23 protein-coding genes are annotated in these 21,383 nt (G+C 57.2%); 14 read left to right on the top strand and 9 right to left on the bottom strand.

Annotation, left to right across the window (positions count from 1 at the left end):
- Positions 1-81 precede the first annotated feature (81 nt).
- From K5E19_RS19260 to fabY, 6 genes are all read left to right on the top strand, one after another.
- A complete protein-coding gene (locus tag K5E19_RS19260) occupies positions 82-978 on the top strand; it encodes a sugar kinase (protein ID WP_221552620.1) in 897 nt (298 codons plus the stop codon).
- 34 nt (positions 979-1,012) lie between these two features.
- Positions 1,013-1,813, top strand: coding sequence for a DeoR/GlpR family DNA-binding transcription regulator (locus tag K5E19_RS19255; protein WP_221552619.1), 801 nt, complete (start codon positions 1,013-1,015; stop codon positions 1,811-1,813).
- Positions 1,814-1,932: 119 nt separating this feature from the next.
- A complete protein-coding gene (yihX, locus tag K5E19_RS19250) occupies positions 1,933-2,532 on the top strand; it encodes a glucose-1-phosphatase (protein WP_221552617.1) in 600 nt (199 codons plus the stop codon).
- A complete protein-coding gene (locus tag K5E19_RS19245; protein WP_010436837.1) occupies positions 2,526-3,407 on the top strand; it encodes a virulence factor BrkB family protein in 882 nt (293 codons plus the stop codon). The genes yihX and K5E19_RS19245 overlap by 7 nt, the downstream gene beginning before the upstream one ends.
- A complete protein-coding gene (dtd, locus tag K5E19_RS19240; protein WP_221552615.1) occupies positions 3,404-3,841 on the top strand; it encodes a D-aminoacyl-tRNA deacylase in 438 nt (145 codons plus the stop codon). The genes K5E19_RS19245 and dtd overlap by 4 nt, the downstream gene beginning before the upstream one ends.
- A gap of 44 nt (positions 3,842-3,885) precedes the next feature.
- Entirely contained in the window at positions 3,886-4,827 is a 942-nt protein-coding gene (fabY, locus tag K5E19_RS19235; protein WP_221552613.1) for a fatty acid biosynthesis protein FabY, read from the top strand.
- Between the two features lie 8 nt (positions 4,828-4,835).
- Here the strand turns inward: fabY and K5E19_RS19230 are convergent, their stop codons facing one another.
- A complete protein-coding gene (locus tag K5E19_RS19230; protein WP_221552612.1) occupies positions 4,836-5,756 on the bottom strand; it encodes an alpha/beta hydrolase in 921 nt (306 codons plus the stop codon).
- 229 nt (positions 5,757-5,985) lie between these two features.
- Here K5E19_RS19230 and K5E19_RS19225 point away from each other — a divergent pair, with 229 nt between their 5' ends.
- Together K5E19_RS19225 and nadS are read left to right on the top strand one after the other, a co-directional pair.
- Positions 5,986-6,297 carry a type II toxin-antitoxin system RelE/ParE family toxin gene (locus K5E19_RS19225; RefSeq protein ID WP_221552611.1) on the top strand — a complete coding sequence of 104 codons (312 nt, stop codon included), beginning with the start codon at positions 5,986-5,988 and terminating at the stop codon, positions 6,295-6,297.
- Positions 6,298-6,588 (top strand): NadS family protein, encoded by a 291-nt coding sequence (gene nadS, locus K5E19_RS19220; protein WP_221552610.1) that lies wholly within the window; start codon positions 6,298-6,300, stop codon positions 6,586-6,588. It abuts the gene before it with no gap.
- 40 nt (positions 6,589-6,628) lie between these two features.
- Here the strand turns inward: nadS and fdhE are convergent, their stop codons facing one another.
- Genes fdhE through fdnG form a run of 4 tightly spaced genes read right to left on the bottom strand, consistent with a single transcriptional unit; the run spans position 6,629 to position 12,152 of the window.
- The gene (fdhE, locus tag K5E19_RS19215) at positions 6,629-7,558 is read right to left on the bottom strand and encodes a formate dehydrogenase accessory protein FdhE (RefSeq protein ID WP_010436850.1); all 930 of its coding nucleotides are present in this window, start codon (positions 7,556-7,558) and stop codon (positions 6,629-6,631) included.
- The gene (gene fdoI, locus K5E19_RS19210) at positions 7,555-8,190 is read right to left on the bottom strand and encodes a formate dehydrogenase cytochrome b556 subunit (protein ID WP_008501832.1); all 636 of its coding nucleotides are present in this window, start codon (positions 8,188-8,190) and stop codon (positions 7,555-7,557) included. The genes fdhE and fdoI overlap by 4 nt, the downstream gene beginning before the upstream one ends.
- Positions 8,187-9,089: a formate dehydrogenase subunit beta gene (gene fdxH / locus K5E19_RS19205; protein ID WP_064328011.1), complete on the bottom strand. Its 903-nt coding sequence runs from the start codon at positions 9,087-9,089 to the stop codon at positions 8,187-8,189. The genes fdoI and fdxH overlap by 4 nt, the downstream gene beginning before the upstream one ends.
- 12 nt (positions 9,090-9,101) lie before the next feature.
- The gene (gene fdnG / locus K5E19_RS19200; protein ID WP_143350058.1) at positions 9,102-12,152 is read right to left on the bottom strand and encodes a formate dehydrogenase-N subunit alpha; all 3,051 of its coding nucleotides are present in this window, start codon (positions 12,150-12,152) and stop codon (positions 9,102-9,104) included.
- Positions 12,153-12,525: 373 nt separating this feature from the next.
- On the opposite strand from fdnG, the gene fdhD reads away from it, so the two are divergent.
- Together fdhD and K5E19_RS19190 are read left to right on the top strand one after the other, a co-directional pair.
- Positions 12,526-13,362 carry a formate dehydrogenase accessory sulfurtransferase FdhD gene (gene fdhD, locus K5E19_RS19195; protein ID WP_221552609.1) on the top strand — a complete coding sequence of 279 codons (837 nt, stop codon included), beginning with the start codon at positions 12,526-12,528 and terminating at the stop codon, positions 13,360-13,362.
- 114 nt (positions 13,363-13,476) lie between these two features.
- Positions 13,477-13,689, top strand: coding sequence for a DUF1471 domain-containing protein (locus tag K5E19_RS19190; RefSeq protein WP_219366575.1), 213 nt, complete (start codon positions 13,477-13,479; stop codon positions 13,687-13,689).
- 39 nt (positions 13,690-13,728) lie between these two features.
- Here the strand turns inward: K5E19_RS19190 and K5E19_RS19185 are convergent, their stop codons facing one another.
- Both K5E19_RS19185 and K5E19_RS19180 read right to left on the bottom strand, forming a co-directional pair.
- The gene (locus K5E19_RS19185) at positions 13,729-14,052 is read right to left on the bottom strand and encodes an AzlD domain-containing protein (protein ID WP_121423259.1); all 324 of its coding nucleotides are present in this window, start codon (positions 14,050-14,052) and stop codon (positions 13,729-13,731) included.
- On the bottom strand, positions 14,052-14,711 hold the full coding sequence (locus K5E19_RS19180; protein WP_010436869.1) for an AzlC family ABC transporter permease: 660 nt from the start codon (positions 14,709-14,711) through the stop codon (positions 14,052-14,054). The genes K5E19_RS19185 and K5E19_RS19180 overlap by 1 nt, the downstream gene beginning before the upstream one ends.
- Before the next feature lie 103 nt (positions 14,712-14,814).
- Between K5E19_RS19180 and K5E19_RS19175 the strand changes: the two genes are divergently transcribed.
- From K5E19_RS19175 to K5E19_RS19160, 4 genes are all read left to right on the top strand, one after another.
- The gene (locus K5E19_RS19175; RefSeq protein ID WP_033146956.1) at positions 14,815-15,363 is read left to right on the top strand and encodes a helix-turn-helix domain-containing protein; all 549 of its coding nucleotides are present in this window, start codon (positions 14,815-14,817) and stop codon (positions 15,361-15,363) included.
- Positions 15,364-15,380: 17 nt separating this feature from the next.
- Positions 15,381-16,376: a LacI family DNA-binding transcriptional regulator gene (locus tag K5E19_RS19170; RefSeq protein WP_048226829.1), complete on the top strand. Its 996-nt coding sequence runs from the start codon at positions 15,381-15,383 to the stop codon at positions 16,374-16,376.
- A gap of 104 nt (positions 16,377-16,480) precedes the next feature.
- Entirely contained in the window at positions 16,481-18,604 is a 2,124-nt protein-coding gene (locus K5E19_RS19165) for an alpha-galactosidase (protein WP_221552608.1), read from the top strand.
- A gap of 44 nt (positions 18,605-18,648) precedes the next feature.
- A complete protein-coding gene (locus tag K5E19_RS19160) occupies positions 18,649-19,926 on the top strand; it encodes an MFS transporter (protein WP_221552607.1) in 1,278 nt (425 codons plus the stop codon).
- Here K5E19_RS19160 and rhaM read toward each other — a convergent pair.
- Together rhaM and fucO are read right to left on the bottom strand one after the other, a co-directional pair.
- Entirely contained in the window at positions 19,914-20,228 is a 315-nt protein-coding gene (rhaM, locus tag K5E19_RS19155) for an L-rhamnose mutarotase (RefSeq protein WP_120159766.1), read from the bottom strand. The genes K5E19_RS19160 and rhaM overlap by 13 nt on opposite strands.
- Entirely contained in the window at positions 20,225-21,373 is a 1,149-nt protein-coding gene (fucO, locus tag K5E19_RS19150; RefSeq protein ID WP_221552606.1) for a lactaldehyde reductase, read from the bottom strand. Before fucO ends, rhaM begins: the two co-directional genes overlap by 4 nt.
- Positions 21,374-21,383: the final 10 nt, after the last annotated feature.

Here is a 21,383-nt window from a genome sequence, read left to right as displayed (position 1 = left end):
GTCAAAAAATTGACACGGGTCACTTTTTAAACATTTGATGAAATTAAAATGAAAGCATCAGAAATCGCAGAAGGAATCACCATGACTCGCATCGTTTGTGTCGGCATTACCGTGCTGGATCGCATCTGGTATCTCGATGATTTACCGAAAGAAGGTGGGAAGTATGTCGCAAAAGACTATACGGAAGTGGGCGGCGGTCCGGCGGCAACTGCGGCGGTGGCGGCAGCAAAACTGGGCGCGGAAGTGGATTTTATTGGCAGGGTGGGGGACGACGATACCGGAAGACGGCTGCTCGCGGAGCTGGAATCCCTGGGGGTGAATACCCGCTACACGCGCGTCTTCAAAGGTGCCCGATCGTCACAGTCGGCGGTGCTGGTGGACGGCAGCGGAGAGCGCGTCATTGCGAACTACCCAAGCCCCGATCTCCCTGCCGCGGCAGACTGGCTGCGTGAAATCGACTTCTCGCAATGGGATATGGTATTAGCAGACGTGCGCTGGCACGACGGGGCAAAGCAGGCGTTTACCCTCGCTCGTCAGCAGGGGGTGCCGACCCTGCTTGATGCGGATGTCACCCCGCAGGACATCGCTGAGCTGGTTGCCTTAAGCGATCACGCGGCCTTCTCCGCGCCGGGGCTGCGGCGCTTAACGCAACAGGACGAAACTGAAGACGCGCTGAGAAAAGCACAAACGCTCACAAATGGACATGTTTACGTCACGCAGGGGCGAGACGGCTGCTTCTGGTTGGAAAATGAGACGCTGTGTCATCAGCCCGGCTTTGAGGTGAACGTTATTGATACCACCGGCGCGGGCGACGTTTTCCACGGCGCGCTGGCGTTCAGCCTGGGTCAGCAAACGTCCTCAGCCGACGCCGTGCGTTTTGCCAGCGCCGTCGCAGCCCTGAAATGCACAAAGCCCGGCGGGCGCGCGGGTATACCCGACTGTGATCAAACCCGCTCTTTTTTGTCACTTTTTGTATAAAATGCGGGGCGTGATGGTTTTCAGAGGACAGCCCATGAGCCTTACCGAACTGACCGGCAACCCGCGTCACGATCAGCTGCTGACGCTGATTGCCGATCGTGGCTATATGAACATTGATGAACTGGCACAGTTGCTGGATGTCTCCACGCAAACGGTGCGCCGGGATATCCGCAAGCTCAGCGAGCAGGGACTGATCACGCGTCATCACGGCGGCGCGGGCAGGGCATCCAGCGTGGTGAACACGGCGTTCGAGCAGCGTGAAGTCTCGCTTACCGAAGAGAAGCGGGCGATTGCTGAGGCAATTGCGGACTATATCCCGGACGGCTCGACTATTTTCATCACCATCGGGACGACCGTGGAGCACGTTGCCCGGGCGCTGCTCAACCATAATCATCTGCGCATCATCACCAACAGCCTGCGGGTGGCGCATATTCTGTATAAGAACCCGCGCTTTGAAGTGATGGTGCCGGGCGGCACGCTGCGCCCGCACAACGGCGGCATTATCGGCCCGGCGGCCACGGCGTTTGTGTCTGGTTTTCGGGCGGACTATCTCGTGACCAGCGTCGGGGCGATTGAGCACGACGGCGCGATGATGGAGTTTGACGTCAACGAAGCCAGCGTGGTGAAAACCATGATGGCCCACTCTCGGCACATTCTGCTTGCGGCCGATCATACGAAATATCAGGCGTCTGCTGCGGTGGAAATTGGCAACGTGGCGCAGGCGACGGCGCTCTTCACCGATGAGATGCCGGGCTCGGCGCTGCAAAATCATCTGAAATCCAGCAAAGTTGAAATTGTTGAAGTGATTTCTACCGACGAACAGCAGGCTGGTTAACGCCTCTTTTGGCTCGAAATTCACGTTCGGGCCATTCCTTTCTTTAAGCTGAATCTGGTGCATAGCCAAACCTTATCTTTCCCGCTACAGTTACTTTTCCACGGCGAAAGGAGATAAACATGCTTTATATCTTTGACTTAGGAAATGTAATCGTCGATATCGATTTTAATCGGGTGCTGGGCGCATGGAGCGATTTTAGCCGTGTTCCCCTGGCGACGTTAAAACAGAATTTCGCGATGGGTGAGACCTTCCACCAGCACGAACGCGGTGAAATTAGCGACGAAGAATTTGCAGAACGTTTCTGCCATGAAATGGATCTGCCGTTAAGCTATGAGCAGTTTTCCCATGGCTGGCAGGCAGTCTTTGTCGCGATCCGCCCGGAAGTCACCGACATCATGCATAAACTTCGCGAGCAGGGGCATCGCGTGGTGGTACTGTCGAATACCAACCGCCTGCATACCACGTTTTGGCCGGATGAATATCCGGAAATCCGCGCGGCGGCGGATAAAATTTATCTCTCCCAGGAGATGGGCATGCGCAAGCCTGAAGCACGCATATATCAGGCGGTTCTACAGGAAGAAGGATTCTCGGCGGTCGATGCGGTCTTTTTCGACGACAATGCCGATAATATAGAGGGAGCTAACCAGTTAGGTATCACGTCAATTCTGGTGACCGGAAAAGAGACGATACCGAACTATTTTGCGAAGCAGTTATGCTAAAAACCGTTCATCAAAAAGCCACGCACCATACTCGGCCGCTCAGGGCATGGCTGAAGCTGCTCTGGCACCGCATTGATGAGGACAACATGACGACGCTGGCGGGGAATCTCGCCTATGTGTCGTTGCTCTCATTGGTGCCGCTGGTGGCGGTCATCTTTGCCCTGTTTTCCGCGTTTCCGATGTTTGCAGATGTCAGCCTGCAGCTTCGTCATTTTGTTTTCGCAAACTTCATTCCGGCCACCGGCGATGTCATACAGAACTATATTGAGCAGTTTGTCGCCAACTCCAGCAAGATGACGGCGGTGGGCGCCTGCGGCCTCATCGTCACGGCGCTGCTTTTGATGTATTCCATCGACAGTGCTCTCAATACCATCTGGCGAAGCAAAAAAATCCGTCCAAAGGTTTACTCCTTTGCCGTGTACTGGATGATTTTGACCCTCGGTCCGCTGCTGGCGGGGGCGAGCCTGGCGATCAGCTCTTATCTTCTTTCTCTGCGCTGGGCGAGTGACTTAAACAGCGTGATTGATAACGTTCTGCGCATCTTCCCGCTCATTTTATCGTGGCTTTCGTTTTGGCTGCTTTACAGCGTGGTGCCGACGACGCGCGTACCTAACCGTGATGCCATCGTTGGGGCGCTGGTGGCCGCCGTGCTCTTCGAGTTGGGCAAGAAAGGATTCGCGCTTTACATCACCATGTTCCCGTCTTATCAGCTGATTTATGGCGTGCTGGCGGTGATCCCCATTTTGTTTGTCTGGGTCTACTGGACCTGGTGTATCGTCTTGCTTGGTGCAGAAATAACTGTCACTCTCGGAATATACCGCGAACTTAAAAAAGCAGCAGAAGCTGAAAAACAACAAGAAGCAGACCAACCATGATTGCATTGATACAGCGCGTAACCCGTGCCAGCGTCACCGTGGAGGACGAGGTGACGGGTGAAATTGGCCCAGGACTTTTAGTGTTGTTAGGTGTCGAAAAGGATGATGACGAACAAAAAGCCAACCGCCTGTGCGAGCGGGTGCTGGGCTACCGCATCTTTAGCGATGCGGAAGGTAAGATGAACCTCAACGTCCAGCAGGCGGGGGGAAGCGTGCTGGTGGTATCCCAGTTTACGTTGGCCGCAGATACTGAACGCGGCATGCGACCGAGTTTTTCTAAAGGCGCTGCACCTGAACGCGCAGAAGCCCTTTACGAGTACTTTGTTGAGCGCTGCCGTCAGCAGGAAATGAATACGCAAACCGGACGATTCGCTGCAGATATGCAGGTATCGCTGGTGAACGATGGCCCCGTCACATTCTGGCTCCAGGTATGAGCCAACTGGCGGCGTGGCCGCGGGTAACCAGAGAGAGTACAGCTATGTATCACCTTCGAGTACCGCAAACGGAAGAAGAGTTAGAGGTCTATTACCATTTCCGCTGGGAAATGCTGCGCAAACCCTTACATCAACCAAAAGGGTCTGAACGCGACGCCTGGGATGCGATGGCGCACCATCAAATGGTGGTGGATGAAGAGGGTAACCTCGTCGCCGTTGGGCGACTGTATATCAATGCCGACAATGAAGCCTCTATTCGCTTTATGGCCGTTCACCCATCCGTGCAGGATAAAGGGCTCGGTACCCTGATGGCGATGACGCTGGAATCCGTCGCCCGCCAGGAAGGCGTTAAGCGCGTCACCTGTAGCGCCCGCGAAGACGCCGTCGAGTTCTTTGCCAAGCTCGGTTTTGTTAACCAGGGCGAAATTACCGCCCCGCAGACCACGCCGATTCGCCACTTTTTGATGATCAAACCCATCGCTACGCTGGATGACATTCTGCATCGCGCGGATTGGTGCGGTCAGCTGCAGCAGGCGTGGTATGAGCACATTCCGCTCAGTGAAAAAATGGGCGTGCGCATTCAGCAGTACACCGGGCAGAAATTCATTACCACCATGCCGGAGATCGGCAACCAAAACCCGCACCACACCCTTTTTGCAGGTAGTCTCTTCTCGCTGGCGACCCTGACCGGCTGGGGGCTCATCTGGCTAATGCTGCGCGAGCGTCATCTGGGCGGCACCATTATTCTTGCTGATGCACATATTCGCTACAGCGCACCCATCAGCGGCAAGCCGAGCGCGGTGGCCGACCTCGGTGCATTGGGTGGCGATCTTGACCGTCTGGCGCGAGGCCGCAAAGCGCGCGTACAGATGCAGGTTGAGCTGTTTGGCGATGAAAAGGCGGGCGCGGTGTTTGAGGGAACTTACATTGTACTTCCTGCGAAGCCCTACGGTGCGTATGAAGAGGGTGGGAATGAGGAGGAGTAATCTCCTGTTCATTCATCTCGGACGTGCTTAATCCGCCCGGCGATATCTCGCATAACGTCTCGCGCTGACTGGCTGACGCCGCCAAGCTGAAAGAAGCCATGGATGACGCCCAGCCAGCGCTGAGCGGTACACTTCACACCTTGCTCAGTCAGATGCTGATACAACATTTCTCCCTCATCGCACAGCGGATCGTACTCTGCGGTAATGATGTGCACTGGCGGAAGCCCGTAAAAATCATCGCGCCACAGCGGGCTGGCTTCCGGATGCAGGCGGTCAGTTTCTGCGAGATACATTTCATACCCGCTCAGCAGGGTATCGTGGGTGATAATATAATCTGTGCCATTATGGGCATAGCTTTCAAAACTGGCCGTGGCGTCGAGCATGGGATAGATAAGAATCAACTGCACAGGTTGCCACAGCTTTTTAACTTTAAGCCGCAGCGCCGTTACCAGCGCCAGATGCCCTCCTGCGCTGTCTCCACAGAGGGTGAGCCGGTTCTTATCTACGCCTAATTTTTCTGCATACTGCCAGACCAGATCCGCACCTCGTTCAGCATCGTCATGCGCGGCGGGGAAGGTATGCTCCGGTGCCAACCTGTACTGAATCGCAACCACCCGACAATTGCCATAGTACGCTAACTGACGCAGTTGATTATCATGGGTATCAAAGCCGCCGCTGATAAAGCATCCACCGTGATAGTAGATGGCAGCAGGCATCATTTCAGGCGCGTTGACAGGTGAAAATACCCGAATAATCTGGCCCTCAAGTACATGTGTCTCTATCTGGACGCGCGTTTCTGTCTCCCCGGCCAGTACTGTGCTGGCAACATATCCCGCTCGTCGGTCATCAATATTCTGGTTACGCGCAGATGGCCTTCCTGCCGCAATAAAGTCTTGAACCAGCTTATCAATACCCTTTTCAAGAGCCATGGCGGCGTCCTTTTGCTGTATGAATACACAGTCTTATAACCTGGTTTAATGCAGAAGAAAACATCAGATTGTGTGAAATCAGTGATCCGGAAAACGGCTCGCAGAAACCAACATTACTCGATGAAACAGATGGATAAGTAACCAAAATCGCAATAACGTAACTCATATTAGGGGTACGTCATTGACGTACATTGGATGTTTGCTACTATAAGCCAATGGCGTATAATTTATGCTATTCATTGAAACGGATATTTTCACAGAAGACGTCAAAACGTTACTGGATGACGACGAATACCATAGGTTCCAGATATTCCTGGCTACGCAACCGGAGTATGGCGATCTTATCCAGAATACGGGAGGCTTGCGAAAAATTCGCTGGCTTGCTGGCGGTAAGGGAAAGCGTGGCGGAGTCAGAGTTATCTATTTTCACCGTACGCGTGAGTGTGAAATCAGGTTGCTGCTCATCTATCGCAAAGGGATCAAAGATGACCTCTCCGCGGGTGAAAAAGCCATACTGAAAAAGATGATTGAGAGGTGGTAAATGGATAAGGCGCTGTTTGAACGATTAACCCAAAGCATGGCGCAAATGAACGACATTGCCGAGGGCAAACGGGAGCCGTCGCGCACCTTTCAAATCGATGCGATGAAAATCAAAGAAATCCGCCGGGCGTCTGGCCTGTCGCAGAGTAAGTTTGCGAATTTAATTTCTGTGAGTGTCGATACGCTGCGTAACTGGGAACAAGGCAGGCGTTCACCGACAGGCCCGGCTAAAGCGCTGCTGCGGGCTATTGCTAACGATCCACAGCATGTTATTTCTGCACTTTCGCAGTAATTTGCCCGGCAGCACAGAGGCTGGCCGGGCTTAAAGGAAATTACTCCCCTTCACCCGGGAACAGGAACGGGTTGATTGAGCTGCGGGCAAAGCCCTCCTGCTCCATCTTCGCGTCCAGAATCAGCGAGGCGAGATCGTCGGCCACGGCTTCAACTTTCGGGTCTTTTTCCTGATACAGAATCTTCAGGTAGGTCCCGCAGTCGCCGCAGCTTTCGGCTTTCACCGCCGCTTCTTCATTTTCCAGCGACCAGTAGTTCAGATCGCGGGTCTGCTCGCAGTTGCTGCACTTGATGCGCACCACGTGCCACTCGGTTTCACACAGGTTGCAGTGCAGGTAGCGCAGCCCCTGAGTGGTGCCGATTTGAACCATGCTCGATACCGGCATGGAGCCGCAGACCGGGCAGAACTGGCGCGCCTCGCCGTATTCGGCGCGGGCTTTGCCCGGGATCAGGCTGGCCATTTGCGCCCAGTAGAGCGACAGCGCGGCCCAGATAAACGGCGCTTTATCGCTGCTGACCAGAGAGAAGTCGGAGGCAAACAGCGCGCTCGCCATCTCTTCCAGCTCCAGGTCAGAGGCTTTTTCCAGATTCTCGATAACCGCCAGCGCGGTGCCGCTCATCTCCGGCTTCAGCTCGGCAATGAGCGAATGCAGCAGCTTTTGCCAGTGCTTGTCGCGCGGCAGGACGTGAATGTCCAGCGGCGGCTTGCCCTGCGCGTTGGCTTCTTTGATGCGCGCGGTCAGGTCCATTTGCAGCGGGTGGTCGTACAGCACCACTTCCTGCGCGTGGGCAACCAGCGCGGCAAAGCGCAGAAAATCACCCAGCGGGTTGTTCTCTGCCAGCTCGCGCAGACGCTCTGCGCGGCGGTTGTAGAGGTTCTTGAGTCTGGGGAATAACAACGGCGGAATATAATCCGCCGTGCGTTTCTCGCTCGACCCCAGCTCATCTTGCGGGATTATGCGAATACTCATTCAGATGACTTTTCCTGTTTCTGGCGGACCTCTCGGTACCAGCGCGGGTGATGTTTCTTCGCCCATGTACTGGTTACCCATCCTTCCACCATCGCGGTAATGGTGCCTTTCACCCAGAGGGCGGCGTAGATATGCACCATGATAACCACAATTAACGCCACTGCGGCAAATGAATGCAGCATCAGCGCGAATCGGATCACCGGGATTGAGAAAGCAGGCGCAAAGTACGGACGCCAGATGATCACGCCGCTCACCAGCAACAGGACCAGGAAGATAATCGCCGCCCAGAATACGCATTTCTGGCCGAAGTTATAACGCCCGGTATCACCTACTTCCTCGTTGACGACGATCTTACGAATATTCTTCGCCCAAAAGATATCATCCCGATTGATTAGGTTATGGTGCCAGTAGCGGAAAAACATGATGATAAACGACGCGAACATGATGACGCCCACAAACGGGTGCAGAATACGCGCCAGCTGTGGTGTCCCCATGATCTGCATCAGCCAGTTGAAGGACGGGAAGAAGAACCCCAGCCCGCTTATCGCCGCCAGCATGAAGCAGAAGGCGGTGACCCAGTGGTTGATGCGTTCCGGTGCGGTGTAGCGCACGATGGTGTCACGTTTTCTCATTTGCGCACCTCGTCTTTCTCTTCATGCAGGTTGTCGTCTTCCTCTTCCGCGCGGTTCGGACCAACGCCGACGTAGTGGAAGATGCTCGCTGCGAAGGTAGCAGCAAAACCGACCGCTGCCAGCGGTTTCCAGATGCCTTTCCAGAACTTCACGGTGGCGCTGATTTCCGGGTTCTCCGGCAGGCCGTGATACAGGTTCGGCTTGTCGGCGTGGTGCAGCACGTACATGACGTGCGTACCGCCAACCCCGGACGGATCGTACAGGCCCGCGTTGTCGTAACCACGGGTTTTCAGCTCGCCCACGCGCTCTGCCGCCAGCGTTTTCATATCCTCTTTGGAGCCAAAGTGGATAGCGCCGGTTGGGCAGGTCTTCACGCACGCTGGCTCCTGGCCGACGGTGACGCGGTCAACGCACAGCGTGCATTTGTAGACGCGGTTGTCTTCCGGGTTCAGGCGCGGTACGTCGAACGGGCAGCCGGCGATGCAGTAGCCGCAGCCGATGCACTGCTCGGACTGGAAGTCGACGATGCCGTTAGCATACTGAATGATAGCCCCTTCTGACGGACATGCCTTCAGGCAGCCCGGATCCGCACAGTGCATACAGCCGTCTTTGCGGATAAGCCATTCCAGTTTGTCGTTCTGCTCCACTTCCGAAAAACGCATCACCGTCCAGGACTTGGCGGTCAGGTCCGCCGGGTTGTCATATACCCCGACGTTGTGACCCACTTCGTCACGCAGATCGTTCCACTCTGAACACGCCACCTGACAGGCTTTACAGCCGATACAGGTGGTCACGTCGATAAGCTTCGCCACTTCCTGCTGGTGGTCCCGCGCCTGAGGCGCGGGCGTGAAACTGTTTGTCGCGGAACGACGGATAATGTCTTGAGATTGATAAGCCATAAGTCGTCTCCGTTACACCTTTTCCACGTTCACGAGGAAGGCCTTAAACTCCGGCGTCTGCGTGTTCGCATCGCCGACGAACGGCGTCAGGGTGTTCGCAATGAACCCTTTCTTCGCCACGCCCTCATAGCCCCAGTGGATCGGAATACCGATGGTATCCACCTGCTGACCGTGAACGTTCAGCGTGCGGATACGTTTGGTCACCACCGCCTTGGCTTTGATATAGCCGCGGTTAGAGGAAACCTTCACGGTATCGCCATGGGCGATGCCGAGCTTGCCTGCCAGCTTCTCGCCGATCTCCACAAACTGTTCCGGCTGCGCGATGGCGTTAAGCAGCGCGTGCTTGGTCCAGTAGTGGAAGTGCTCGGTCAGACGGTATGTGGTGCCCACGTACGGGAACTTGTCCTTTTTACCCAGCGCTTCGAAATCGCCCTTAAAGATACGGGCTGCCGGGTTAGAGACCACGTTCGGGTGCAGTGGGTTGGTGCCCAGCGGAGTCTCAAACGGCTCGTAGTGTTCCGGGAACGGACCTTCCGCCATCTTATCGATAGCAAACAGGCGTCCCATCCCTTCAGGCTGCATGATAAACGGCCCAACGTCGCTGCCCGGTGCGGCAGTGCTGTAGTCCGGAATATCCACGCCGCCCCATTTCGCGCCGTCCCACTTCAGAAGCTGACGCTTCGGATCCCACGGGTTGCCCTGCGGGTCAGCGGATGCGCGGTTATAGAGGATGCGGCGGTTGAGCGGCCACGCCCATGCCCAGCCCAGCGTATTGCCGAGGCCCGACGGGTCGGCGTTATCGCGGTTGGCCATCTGGTTACCTTTCGGCGTCCAGCTACCGGCAAAGATCCAGCAGCCGCTGGAGGTCGTGCCGTCATCGCGCAGGTGCGCGAAGGTGCTGAGCTGATCGCCTTTCTTCGCCAGCACGGTACCGGTGGCCGGGTCGATAACGTCCGCCAGCGCCTTACCGTTGCTCTCCATCGCCACTTCTTCCGGCGCTGGGTTTTCCGGCGTCGAGTAGTTCCAGCTCATGTTCAGCACGGGTTCCGGGTTCGCGCCGCCTTCTGCCGCATACATCTTACGCAGGCGTAAGAAGATACCGGCCAGGATCTCGCCGTCGTTCATGGCGATGCCCGGGGCGTCCGCGCCTTTCCAGTGCCACTGCAGCCAGCGTCCGGAGTTGACGATAGAACCGTTCTCTTCCGCGAAGCAGGTAGACGGCAGACGGAACACTTCGGTCTGAATCTTCGAAGGATCGACGTCGTTCGATTCGCCGTGGTTCTGCCAGAAGGTTGAGGTCTCGGTATTGAGCGGGTCAATCGTCACCAGGAACTTCAGCTTCGACAGAGACTCAACAACCTTGTTCTTGTTCGGGAACGAGGCAACCGGGTTAAAGCCCTGGCACAGGTAGCCGTTCACTTTGCCCTGGTGCATCATCTCGAAATACTGCAGAACGTCGTAGCCTTTGTCCCACTTCGGCAGCCAGTCAAAGCCCCAGCTGTTTTCAGCCGTCGCTTTGTCGCCGAAGAAGGCTTTCATCATCGAGACGAAGAACTTCGGATAGTTGCCCCAGTAGTTTACCTGGCCTTCGAGCAGCGGTTTAGGCGTGCTGGCCGTCAGGTAGGTTTGCAGATCGGTCTGTTTCTCGCTTGGCAGGTTCATGTAACCCGGCAGGCTTTGAGACAGCAGGCCGAGGTCGGTCAGGCCCTGAATGTTGGAGTGACCGCGCAGGGCGTTCACGCCGCCGCCTGCCATCCCCATGTTGCCGAGCAGGAGCTGAACCATCGCCATAGTACGGATGTTCTGCGCGCCGATGGAGTGCTGCGTCCAGCCGAGGGCGTACAGGAACGACGCAGTTTTGTCTTTCGCGCTGGTTTCGGCGATCAGCTCGCACACCTTCAGGAAGTCCGCCTTCGGCGTACCGCAGATGTTCTCAACAACCTCCGGCGTGTAGCGGGAAACGTGCTCTTTCAGCAGGTTCCACACGCAGCGCGGGTGTTGCAGGGTGGTATCGCGCTTCGCAAAGCCTTTCTCATCCAGCTCGTAGTTCCAGCTGGTTTTGTCGTATTTGCGTTTCTCGGCGTCGTAACCGCTGAACAGGCCATCTTCGAAGTGGTAATCCTCACGCACGATCAGGCTGGCGTTGGTATAGGCTTCGGTGTATTCGCGGTTATATTTTTCGTTGGTCATCAGGTACAGCAATACGCCTGACAGGAAAGTGATGTCAGTACCTGAACGAATAGGGGTATAGAAATCCGCCACTGACGCCGTACGCGTAAAGCGGGGATCGATCACAATCAGTTTCGCACCGTTGTGGATTTTGGCTTCCATCGCCCAGCGGAACCCGACAGGGTGCGCTTCAGCAGCGTTACCGCCCATCACCACAATGAGGTTGGCGTTCTTGATGTCGACCCAGTGGTTGGTCATCGCACCGCGACCAAATGTTGGAGCAAGACTTGCTACCGTTGGTCCGTGTCAGACACGCGCCTGGTTGTCGACCGCGAGCATACCGAGTGCGCGCGTGAATTTCTGGGTTAAATAGCCGGTTTCGTTGCTGGAAGCAGAGGCACACAGCATCCCGGTGGAGAGCCAGCGGTTGACCGTAACGCCGTCGGCGTTCTTCTCAACAAAGTTGGCATCGCGATCTTCTTTAATGTGTTTTGCGATGCGGTCGAACGCCTCTTCCCAGCTGATTTGCTGCCATTTGTCGGAGCCTGGCGCGCGATATTCCGGGAATTTGAGGCGGCTTTCGGAGTGGATAAAGTCCACCAGACCGGCCCCTTTCGGGCACAATGCGCCGCGGTTGACCGGATGATCCGGGTCGCCTTCGATATGGAAAATAGACGCTTTGGCGTTTTTAGCACCGTCGCCGAGGCTATACATCAACAGCCCGCAACCGACAGAGCAGTACGTACAGGTATTACGGGTTTCACGGGTGCGCAGCAGTTTATACTGCCGCGTCTCCGCCAGCGCTACGCCGGGCGCAAAGCCCAGTGCCGCTGCCGTGGTGCCTGCCATACCGCCAGCGCAGATCTTAAAGAACTGCCTTCTGCTGACCTGCATGGGTCACTCCTTGTTTCGACATTGCTTACATATGTAGTTTTAACTTCGCGGTTGAGAATTGACCGCAAAGGAGAAAAATTTGCGTTAATCCCTCAATTCCACGAGGGATATCATCAGAATACCACAATGTCGGTATGACTGTTCCAATGGCGTTAAAACAAAGTGAACGTATTATCACCCTGTTGACTATAAAGTGTGATATCAATCACATTATTAACCCCGCATGTTAAAGGGGTGTAGCATGCGTTTTGTTGCACCTCTCACAAGTGAGTAGGTAAACTTGATGCGGAAAAGTTGATCCATACTATGCGTAAGCCCTGTTGTTTGTGATGCAATAGCAGGCTCACTTCCGTGGTTGTTCAGGAATACCGTCGTGTCTAAACAAAACCGTGCTACCCACCCGTCACCACTGCCTGCGGGCGTTGTGGAACTGTCGGTACACAGACCGCCCCACATCACCCATGCCACGCCGGATTTTCTGGCGGAAGAGGTGCCCGTTGCGCTCGTTTACAACGGCATCTCGCACGTGGTGATGATGGCTTCGCCAAAAGATCTTGAGCTGTTCGCCATCGGTTTTTCCCTCTCGGAAGGCATCATCGACCACCCGCAGGAGATCTACGGCATGGACGTGGTAAAGGCGTGTAACGGCCTTGAAGTGCAAATCGAGCTCTCCAGCCGCCGCTTTATGGGATTAAAAGAGCGTCGACGCGCGCTGGCCGGACGCACCGGCTGCGGCGTGTGTGGTGTTGAGCAGCTCAACGATATCGGCAAGCCCGTTACGCCACTGCCGTTTACCCAGACGTTTAACCTCGCCAACCTCGATAAAGCACTGGAACACCTCAACGATGTACAGCCTATCGGTCAGCTGAGCGGCTGTACGCACGCGGCGGCGTGGGTGCTGCCATCGGGCGACATTATCGGTGGGCACGAAGACGTCGGCCGCCACGTGGCGCTGGATAAGCTGCTCGGTCGCCGCGCGCGTGAAAGTGACGTCTGGCAGCAGGGGGCTGCGCTCGTTTCCAGCCGCGCCAGCTACGAGATGGTGCAGAAAGCCGCGATGTGCGGCGTTGAAATACTGTTTGCGGTCTCAGCCGCAACAACGCTCGCTGTTGAAGTAGCTGAGCGCTGCAACCTGACGCTGGTGGGGTTCTGCAAGCCTGGAAGGGCGACGATTTACACGCACTCGCAGCGACTGATTGTTGATCAGTAATTTTGAAAGAGAATAGCAAATCCTTCCGCTTTTAGTTGTTCATGATGAGGTCTAGTATTTATCTCATCAAGGCACGGTGCCTTACCTAAACAACTTAATGAAAGGGTTTATCTCATGAAAAGCATCAAAACTTTTGTCGCTGTAATCGCTCTGGCTACTTCTTTCGGTTCTTTCGCTGCGCAGACAGTAACCGCTTCCGCCTCTACGCTGGACGGTGCAGAAGCTAAAATTGCTGCACAGGCTCAGGAAGCAGGCGCGTCATCTTACAAAATTACCCAGGCATTCACCGGTAACCGCGTACACATGACCGCTGAACTGACCAAATAAGCCGTCACACCGTCGAAAGAGCGCCCCCGGGGCGCTTTTTTAGCTTATGCCCGCCACGCGCAGCAGCGCCGTCACCACAGCCGCCGCCACGATCACCACAATTAACGGCATCTTCCGCCAGGCCAAAAACACCGCAAACGCCACGCCCAGCACCCGTGCCATCCCGGCGAAATGTTCGCCTTCATAAAATGTGGTCGCCAGCGCCACCGAAAACAGCAATACCGTTGCCGCATCGGAAAGCAGCGCCTGTGAACGTTCTGACAATGCCAGCCTGCTACCCAGTTTCGCCCCGCCAAGACGCATCAGATACGTTCCCGCAGACAAAATGGCGATGCCGAGAATAAAAAACGTCATATTTCCCATTATTTTTTCCTCGCAGCGAGACCCAGTAAAGAGAGCAGCACCGGTAATCCCACCGGGGCAAACGGCACGGCGGCCAGCGACAATACGGCACCGCTGCAGGCGCGGATCAGCGTGGTGCGGTTTTTAAACGCAGGCACCACTAACGCCAGCAAAATCGCCGGGAATACCGCATCCAGCCCAATGGTTTCCGGGTCTGGCAGCAGCTTGCCGACCATGGCACCCAGCAGCGCGCCCAGCGGCCAGATGATTGCCACGCCCAAACCGCACAGCCAGTAGGCCGCTTTACGCTGTTCGGGGGTTTTTTGCGACAGGCCGAACACCACGCTTTCATCGTTCATGATGTGGCAGCCCAAAAAGCTCAGGCCACGCTTGCCCACCAGTTCCCGCACCGTCACGCCAAAGGGCACGTGCCGCGCGTTGACCAGCAAACCGGCAGCCGCCGCCGCCAGCGGGTTCCCGCCGCTCGCCACAATGCCGATAAACATAAATTCCGATGCGCCCGCCAGCACGGTAAGGGAGAGCACAAACGGCACCCACAGCGGGAAACCGTAGGCCATCGCCAGCGAGCCATAGGACATCCCGACCACGCCCACCGCGAGGCATACCAGGATGATTGCTTTGATCGTGTCGCCTTTCAGGCAGGAGAGATGATGCTTCATACATTTTTAGCCATATCGAACGTGTATCCATTATAATGAACGCAACAGAAGTGTTTTTCAAGATGAACGATTCGTTCGATTTATAGAACAAAAGGGCCGTTTTATGACGCAGCCAATCAGCGTAATCGCCAAAAGCCTGGTGCGAGAACGCCTGCGAACCGGGCTTTCACTGGCGGAAATCGCTCGCCGTGCCGGGATCGCCAAATCCACGCTTTCCCAACTGGAGTCCGGCAACGGTAACCCGAGCCTGGAAACGCTGTGGTCGCTTTGCGTGGCGCTGGATATCCCCTTTGCCCGCCTGCTCGAACCACAGCAGCCTACCACTCAGGTGATCCGTCGTGGTGAAGGGACGAAAGTCGTTGCCGGACAGGCCAACTACGAGGCGATACTGCTGGCGGCATGTCCGCCGGGCGCGCGACGCGACGTCTACCTCCTGCTTACCCAGCCGGGCGCAGACCGCATTTCCCAGCCGCATCCGCCGGGGTCCGTTGAACATATTATTGTGACGCAGGGGCGCGCGCTGGTCGGCCTGATCGACGCGGCTGAAGAGTTGGGGCCGGGGGATTACATCTGTTATCCCGCCGATCTGCCGCATATCTTTAAGGCGCTGGAGCCGGATACGCACGCGCTACTGGTGGCGGAACAGAACTAACAGAGATACGGAAAATCATGTCGCTTAAAGCCATTGCCAAAGAACTGGGGCTGTCAGTCACCACCGTCAGCCGGGCACTCAACGGATATGACGACGTCTCCGCCGAGACGCGCGCACGCGTGGAAGCAGAGGCCCAGCGCCGTGGTTACCGACCGAACACCTTCGCCCGCCGCCTGAAGATGGGCAAAATTGACGCCGTCGGGCTGGTATTTCCTGTGCATCCCGTTCCGCTCAATAACAGCGTTTTTATGGACATGGTCGGCGAAATTAGCCACGAACTGGCGCGACATGAGATCGATTTACTGCTGATAGCCGATGATGATTTGGCCGATAAGCACAGCTACATGCGCATGGTGCAAAGCCGCCGCGTGGATGCGCTGATCGTAGCGCACACACTGGATCACGATCCGCGTCTTGAGCAACTCCAGGCCGCCGGTTTTCCTTTCCTGGCGCTCGGGCGCAGTCACCTCCCGCAGCCGTACGCGTGGTTTGACTTCGACAACTACGCCGGTACGCATCAGGCTACCCGCTGGCTGATCGAGAAAGGCCATCAGCGCATCGCGTTGCTCGGTGAAAGCAACAATCAGGCGTTTATCACCCAGCGCCGTCAGGGCTATCTGGACGCCCTGCGGGAAGCGGGGCTTTCCAGCGAATGGCTGCGCGCCATGCCGCCGTCGCGCCGCGTGGGGTATGCCACCACCAAAGAGCTTCTCGCTCTGCCGCAGCCGCCCACGGCCATCATTACCGACTGCAATACCCACGGCGACGGCGCGGCGATGGCGCTGGCGCAGATGGGGCGCTTATCCGGCGACAACGCCGTCTCGCTGGTGGTCTACGACGGCCTGCCGCAGGACAGCATTGTCGATATCGACGTGGCGTCGGTCATTCAGTCCACCCGTCAGGGCGTCGGAAAGCAGATTGCCGATATGGTGCGCCAGCTGATTAACGGCGACGATATTGAGCAGCTTCAGGTGCTCTGGCAGCCTGAATTTTCTCCGGGCCAGACGGCCTAAACCCACTAAAATTCCAAACCCGATCACAGATCCGAAACGTTTTGGTTTGTATCCGAAACGTTTCGGATCAACACTCAGAACATCCCGATGACAGGAGATGTCTGATGCAAGATTCCATTTTTCGACTGGAAAGCAATACGGTAGACGTGGTGGTTAAAACCCACCCGTTCGCCGAAATTCTCTACTGGGGGCCGCACCTTCAGCACTTTTCGCCGCACGATGTGCTGAGCATTGCGCGCCCTGTTGCGAACGGCAGGCTGGATGTCGACTCCCCGGTCACGCTGATGGCGGAACTGGGGCACGGCCTGTTTGGCTCGCCGGGCATTGAGGGGCATCGCCAGGGGCTGGATGGTTCCCCGGTGTTCAAAACCGCGCATGTGCAGCAGGACGTAAACACCCTGACGATAACCGCTGAGGATGAGCATGCGGGGCTGCGTCTGACCAGCGAGCTGGCGCTGGATGCCAGCGGCGTGCTGGTGGTTCGTCACGGTTTAACGAACCTGAAAGCGATCCCCTGGCAGGTGGACCGTTTCGCCGTCACGCTGCCGGTGGCCGAGCGCGCGCAGCAGGTGATGGCCTTCCACGGACGCTGGATCAGAGAATTTCAGCCGCACCGCGTAACGCTTGAACACGACAGCTTCGTGATTGAAAACCGCCGGGGTAAAACCTCCCACGAGCACTTCCCGGCGCTGATTGCCGGTACGCCGTCGTTCAGCGAAATGCAGGGCGATGTCTGGGGCGTGCATCTGGGCTGGAGCGGCAACCACCGCCTGCGCGCGGAAGCGAAAACCGACGGTCGCCGCTACCTACAGGCCGAAGCGCTCTACCTGCCGGGTGAAATGGCGGTTGAGGAGGGCGATACGCTCTGGACGCCGCGCCTGTATGCCAGCTACTCCACACGGGGCCTGAACGGCATGAGCCAGCAGTTCCACCGCTACCTGCGCGATAACATTATCCGCTTCCCGGAAAACAAACCGCGCCCGGTGCACCTCAATACCTGGGAAGGGATCTACTTCAACCACGACCCGGACTACATTATGCGCATGGCCGACGAGGCCGCGGCGCTGGGCGTGGAGCGCTTCATCATTGATGACGGCTGGTTCAAAGGCCGTAACGACGATCACGCCGCGCTGGGTGACTGGTATCTGGACGAAAAAAAATACCCGAACGGCCTGACGCCGGTGATCGACCACGTCAAACGGCTCGGCATGGAGTTTGGCATCTGGGTTGAGCCGGAGATGATCAACCCGGATTCCGATCTGTACCGCGCGCATCCTGACTGGGTGCTGGCGCTGCCGGGCTACGCCCAGGCGACCGGACGACATCAGCTGGTGCTCAATCTGAACATACCCGAAGCCTTTGACTACCTGGTGGAGCGCATGAGTTGGCTGCTGGGCGAGCATGCGGTCGACTACGTGAAGTGGGACATGAACCGCGAGCTGGTGCAGCCGGGACACAATGGCAAAGCCGCCGCCGACGCGCAGACCCGCCAGTTTTACCGCCTGCTGGACGTGCTGGGCGAGCGCTTCCCGCACATTGAGTTTGAATCCTGCTCTTCCGGCGGCGGGCGTATTGATTACGAAGTGCTGACCCGCAGCCACCGCTTCTGGGCGTCCGACAACAACGACGCGCTGGAGCGCAGCACCATCCAGCGCGGCATGAGCTACTTCTTCCCGCCGGAGGTGATGGGCGCGCATATCGGTCATCATAAATGTCACGCCACCTTCCGCCAGCATAGCATCCCGTTTCGCGGGCTGACGGCTCTGTTTGGTCATATGGGGCTGGAGCTGGATCCGCTCACCGTCGATGAAGATGAACGCGAAGGCTATCGGTACTACGCCGCGCTGCACAAGCAGTGGCGCGAGGTGATCCACCACGGTACGCAGTGGCGGATTGATATGCCGGATGCCACCACGATCGCACAGGGTATTGTGAGCGAAGACAAGGCGCAGGGACTGTTTATGGTCAGCCAGCTTGCGATGCCGGATTACACCCTGATGATGCCGCTGCGCATGCCGGGGTTAGAGGCCAGCGCGCAGTACTGCATCACGCTGCTCGATCACCCGAACATCCAGATTACGGGCGAGGGTGGACACACCATGCGCAAGCTGCCTTCGTGGATGGAAGCGCCGCAAACGGTGAGCGGCGAATGGCTGATGCAGGCGGGTATTGCGCTGCCGATTCTGGACCCGGAGACCGCCATTTTGATTGGCGTCAAACGCGTGTAAGGTTGAAGGGCCGGGCAGCCGGCCCTCCGTTGAGGATAAAAATAATGAACACAACAACCTGTACCCACAAAGACAACCCTAATTTTTGGATCTTCGGGCTGTTCTTCTTTCTCTACTTCTTCATCATGGCCACCTGCTTTCCGTTCCTGCCGATCTGGCTGTCGGACATCATCGGCCTGAATAAAACCCATACCGGGATTGTCTTCTCCTGCATCTCACTGTCGGCCATCGCCTTCCAGCCAGTGCTGGGGGTGATTTCGGACAAGCTGGGGCTGAAAAAACACCTGCTGTGGATCATCGCGGTGCTGCTGTTCCTGTTTGCGCCGTTCTTCCTGTACGTCTTCGCGCCGCTGCTGAAAACCAATATCTGGCTGGGGGCGCTGAGCGGCGGGCTGTATATTGGCTTTGTCTTCTCGGCGGGATCGGGGGCAATTGAGGCCTACATCGAGCGCGTGAGCCGCAACAGCTACTTTGAATACGGCAAGGCGCGTATGTTCGGCTGTCTCGGGTGGGGGCTGTGCGCCTCAACGGGCGGCATCCTTTTTGGCATCGATCCGTCGTACGTTTTCTGGATGGGCTCGGGGGCGGCGCTGTTGCTGATGCTGCTGCTGGTGGTCGCGAAGCCGAAGCCCAACCAGACGGCGCAGGTGATGAATGCTCTGGGCGCGAATCAGCCGCAGATTACTGCCAAAACGGTGTTCAACCTGTTCCGCCAGCGCAGAATGTGGATGTTCATTCTGTACGTGATTGGCGTGGCCTGCGTGTATGACGTTTTCGACCAGCAGTTTGCCACCTTCTTCAAAACCTTCTTCGCCACGCCGCAGGAAGGCACCCGCGCCTTTGGTTTTGCCACCACGGCGGGGGAAATCTGTAACGCCATCATCATGTTCTGCTCCCCGTGGATCATTAACCGCATCGGCGCGAAAAACACGCTGCTGATCGCCGGGGTGATTATGGCGACGCGCATTATCGGCTCGTCGTTCGCCACCACCGCCGTGGAGGTGATTGCCCTCAAGATGCTGCACGCGCTGGAGGTCCCGTTCCTGCTGGTGGGCGCATTCAAGTACATCACGGGCGTGTTTGATACGCGACTGTCGGCCACCATCTACCTGATTGGCTTCCAGTTTGCCAAACAGTCGGCGGCCATTTTCCTCTCCGCCTTTGCCGGGAATATGTATGACCGGATCGGCTTCCAGGAGACGTACCTGATGCTGGGCTGCTTCGTGCTGGCGATTACGGTGGTGTCGGCGTTTACGCTGAGCAGCAGGCAGGAGATTGCTGCCGCCTCGGGGGCAGCAGCGTTAACACATCAGTCCAGGTAAAACACTTCTTTCAGCTCCGCGCTCACCGGGCTGTTATCCGGGTTCGACGGCATAACGTCACCCATATGCTTCCACCAGCGCTGGCAGACGTCGGTATTCGCGACCGCGTTCCAGCGCTCCTCCGATTCAATCTCCACGGTTGCAAACAGCAGGTTGCGTGCTTTGTCGAGATAAATGGCGTAGTGGTGCGCGCCGTGGGCTTTCAGCACCGCTTCCAGCTCGGGCCAGATAGGGTTGTGGCGACGAGCGTACTCCTCGTGCGCGTCCGGGTTGACCTGCATCACAAAGGCTTTGCGGATCATAATGCCTCCAGGTACAGCTCGCGCACCTCGTCGCGGCTGGCGGTACGCGGGTTGCACGGCGCACACGGGTCGGCGAGAGCTTTATCCAGCCAGCCTTCGATGTCCGCTTTGGTCACGCCGAGCTGGCTGAAGCCGGACGGAATGCCGACGCGAGCGCTCAGGTCGCGAATCGCCTGAATGGCCGACATGCTGGCGGCTTCATCGCTCATCCCCTGCGTATCGACGCCCATCGCCTGCGCCACGCGGGCAAAGCGGGCGACCGCGTTAGGGCGGTTAAAGTTTTCGATGATCGGCAGCAGGATGGCGTTGCACACGCCGTGCGGCAGGTTGTGCGTCGCGCCCGGCTGGTGCGCCAGGGCGTGTACCAGACCCAGACCGGCGCTGTTAAACGCCATGCCCGCCAGATACTGACCAAACGCCATCTGCTCACGCGCTTCAAGGTGATGACCGTCCTCGACCGCTTTCGGCAGCCAGAGGTTGATCAGGCGAATGGCTTCCAACGCGTTGGCGTCGGTGAGCGGGTGCGCGCCGACGGACACGTAGGCTTCAATCGCATGAGTCAACGCATCCATGCCGGTTGCGGCGGTCACGGAGGCGGGAATATCGAGCATCACGCTGGCATCGTCCACGGCGATATCCGGGATGATGTTCGGGTCGATAATCACCTCTTTCACCTGACGCGCGGAGTCGATGATCACCGCGTTGCTGGTCATCTCCGCCGCCGTACCCGCGGTGGTGTTGATCGCCACCAGCGGCACGCCCGCGTTTTTGACTTTGCCGACGCCGGAGTAATTGGTTGACGGACCGGGGTTGGCGGTGAGGATTTTGATCGCCTTGGCGGTATCAATCGGGCTGCCGCCGCCGAAGGCAATCACGTAATCACACTCCGCGTCCTGATATGCCGCATAGCCTTTCTGTACCAGCGCTTCCGTCGGGTTCGGGAACACCTCATCAAACAGGTGATACGACATCTGATGGGCGTCCAGCGCGGTAAACAGGCTGTCGAGCAGGCCCAGCTTTACCAGCTGGCCGTCGGTGACAATCAGCGCTTTTCCCCACTGCTTGTTCGCCACCAGGTTGACCATATCGCCGATTGCGCCCGCGCCGTGCAGGCTGATTTTTGGAAGCGCCAACATAAAGCTCATGATAATTCTC

This window comes from Enterobacter sp. RIT637 (assembly GCF_019718755.1).
Classification (GTDB): domain Bacteria; phylum Pseudomonadota; class Gammaproteobacteria; order Enterobacterales; family Enterobacteriaceae; genus Enterobacter.
The sequence above is the reverse complement of the archived record's forward strand: the minus strand, read 5'-3'. Positions and strand labels throughout refer to the sequence as shown.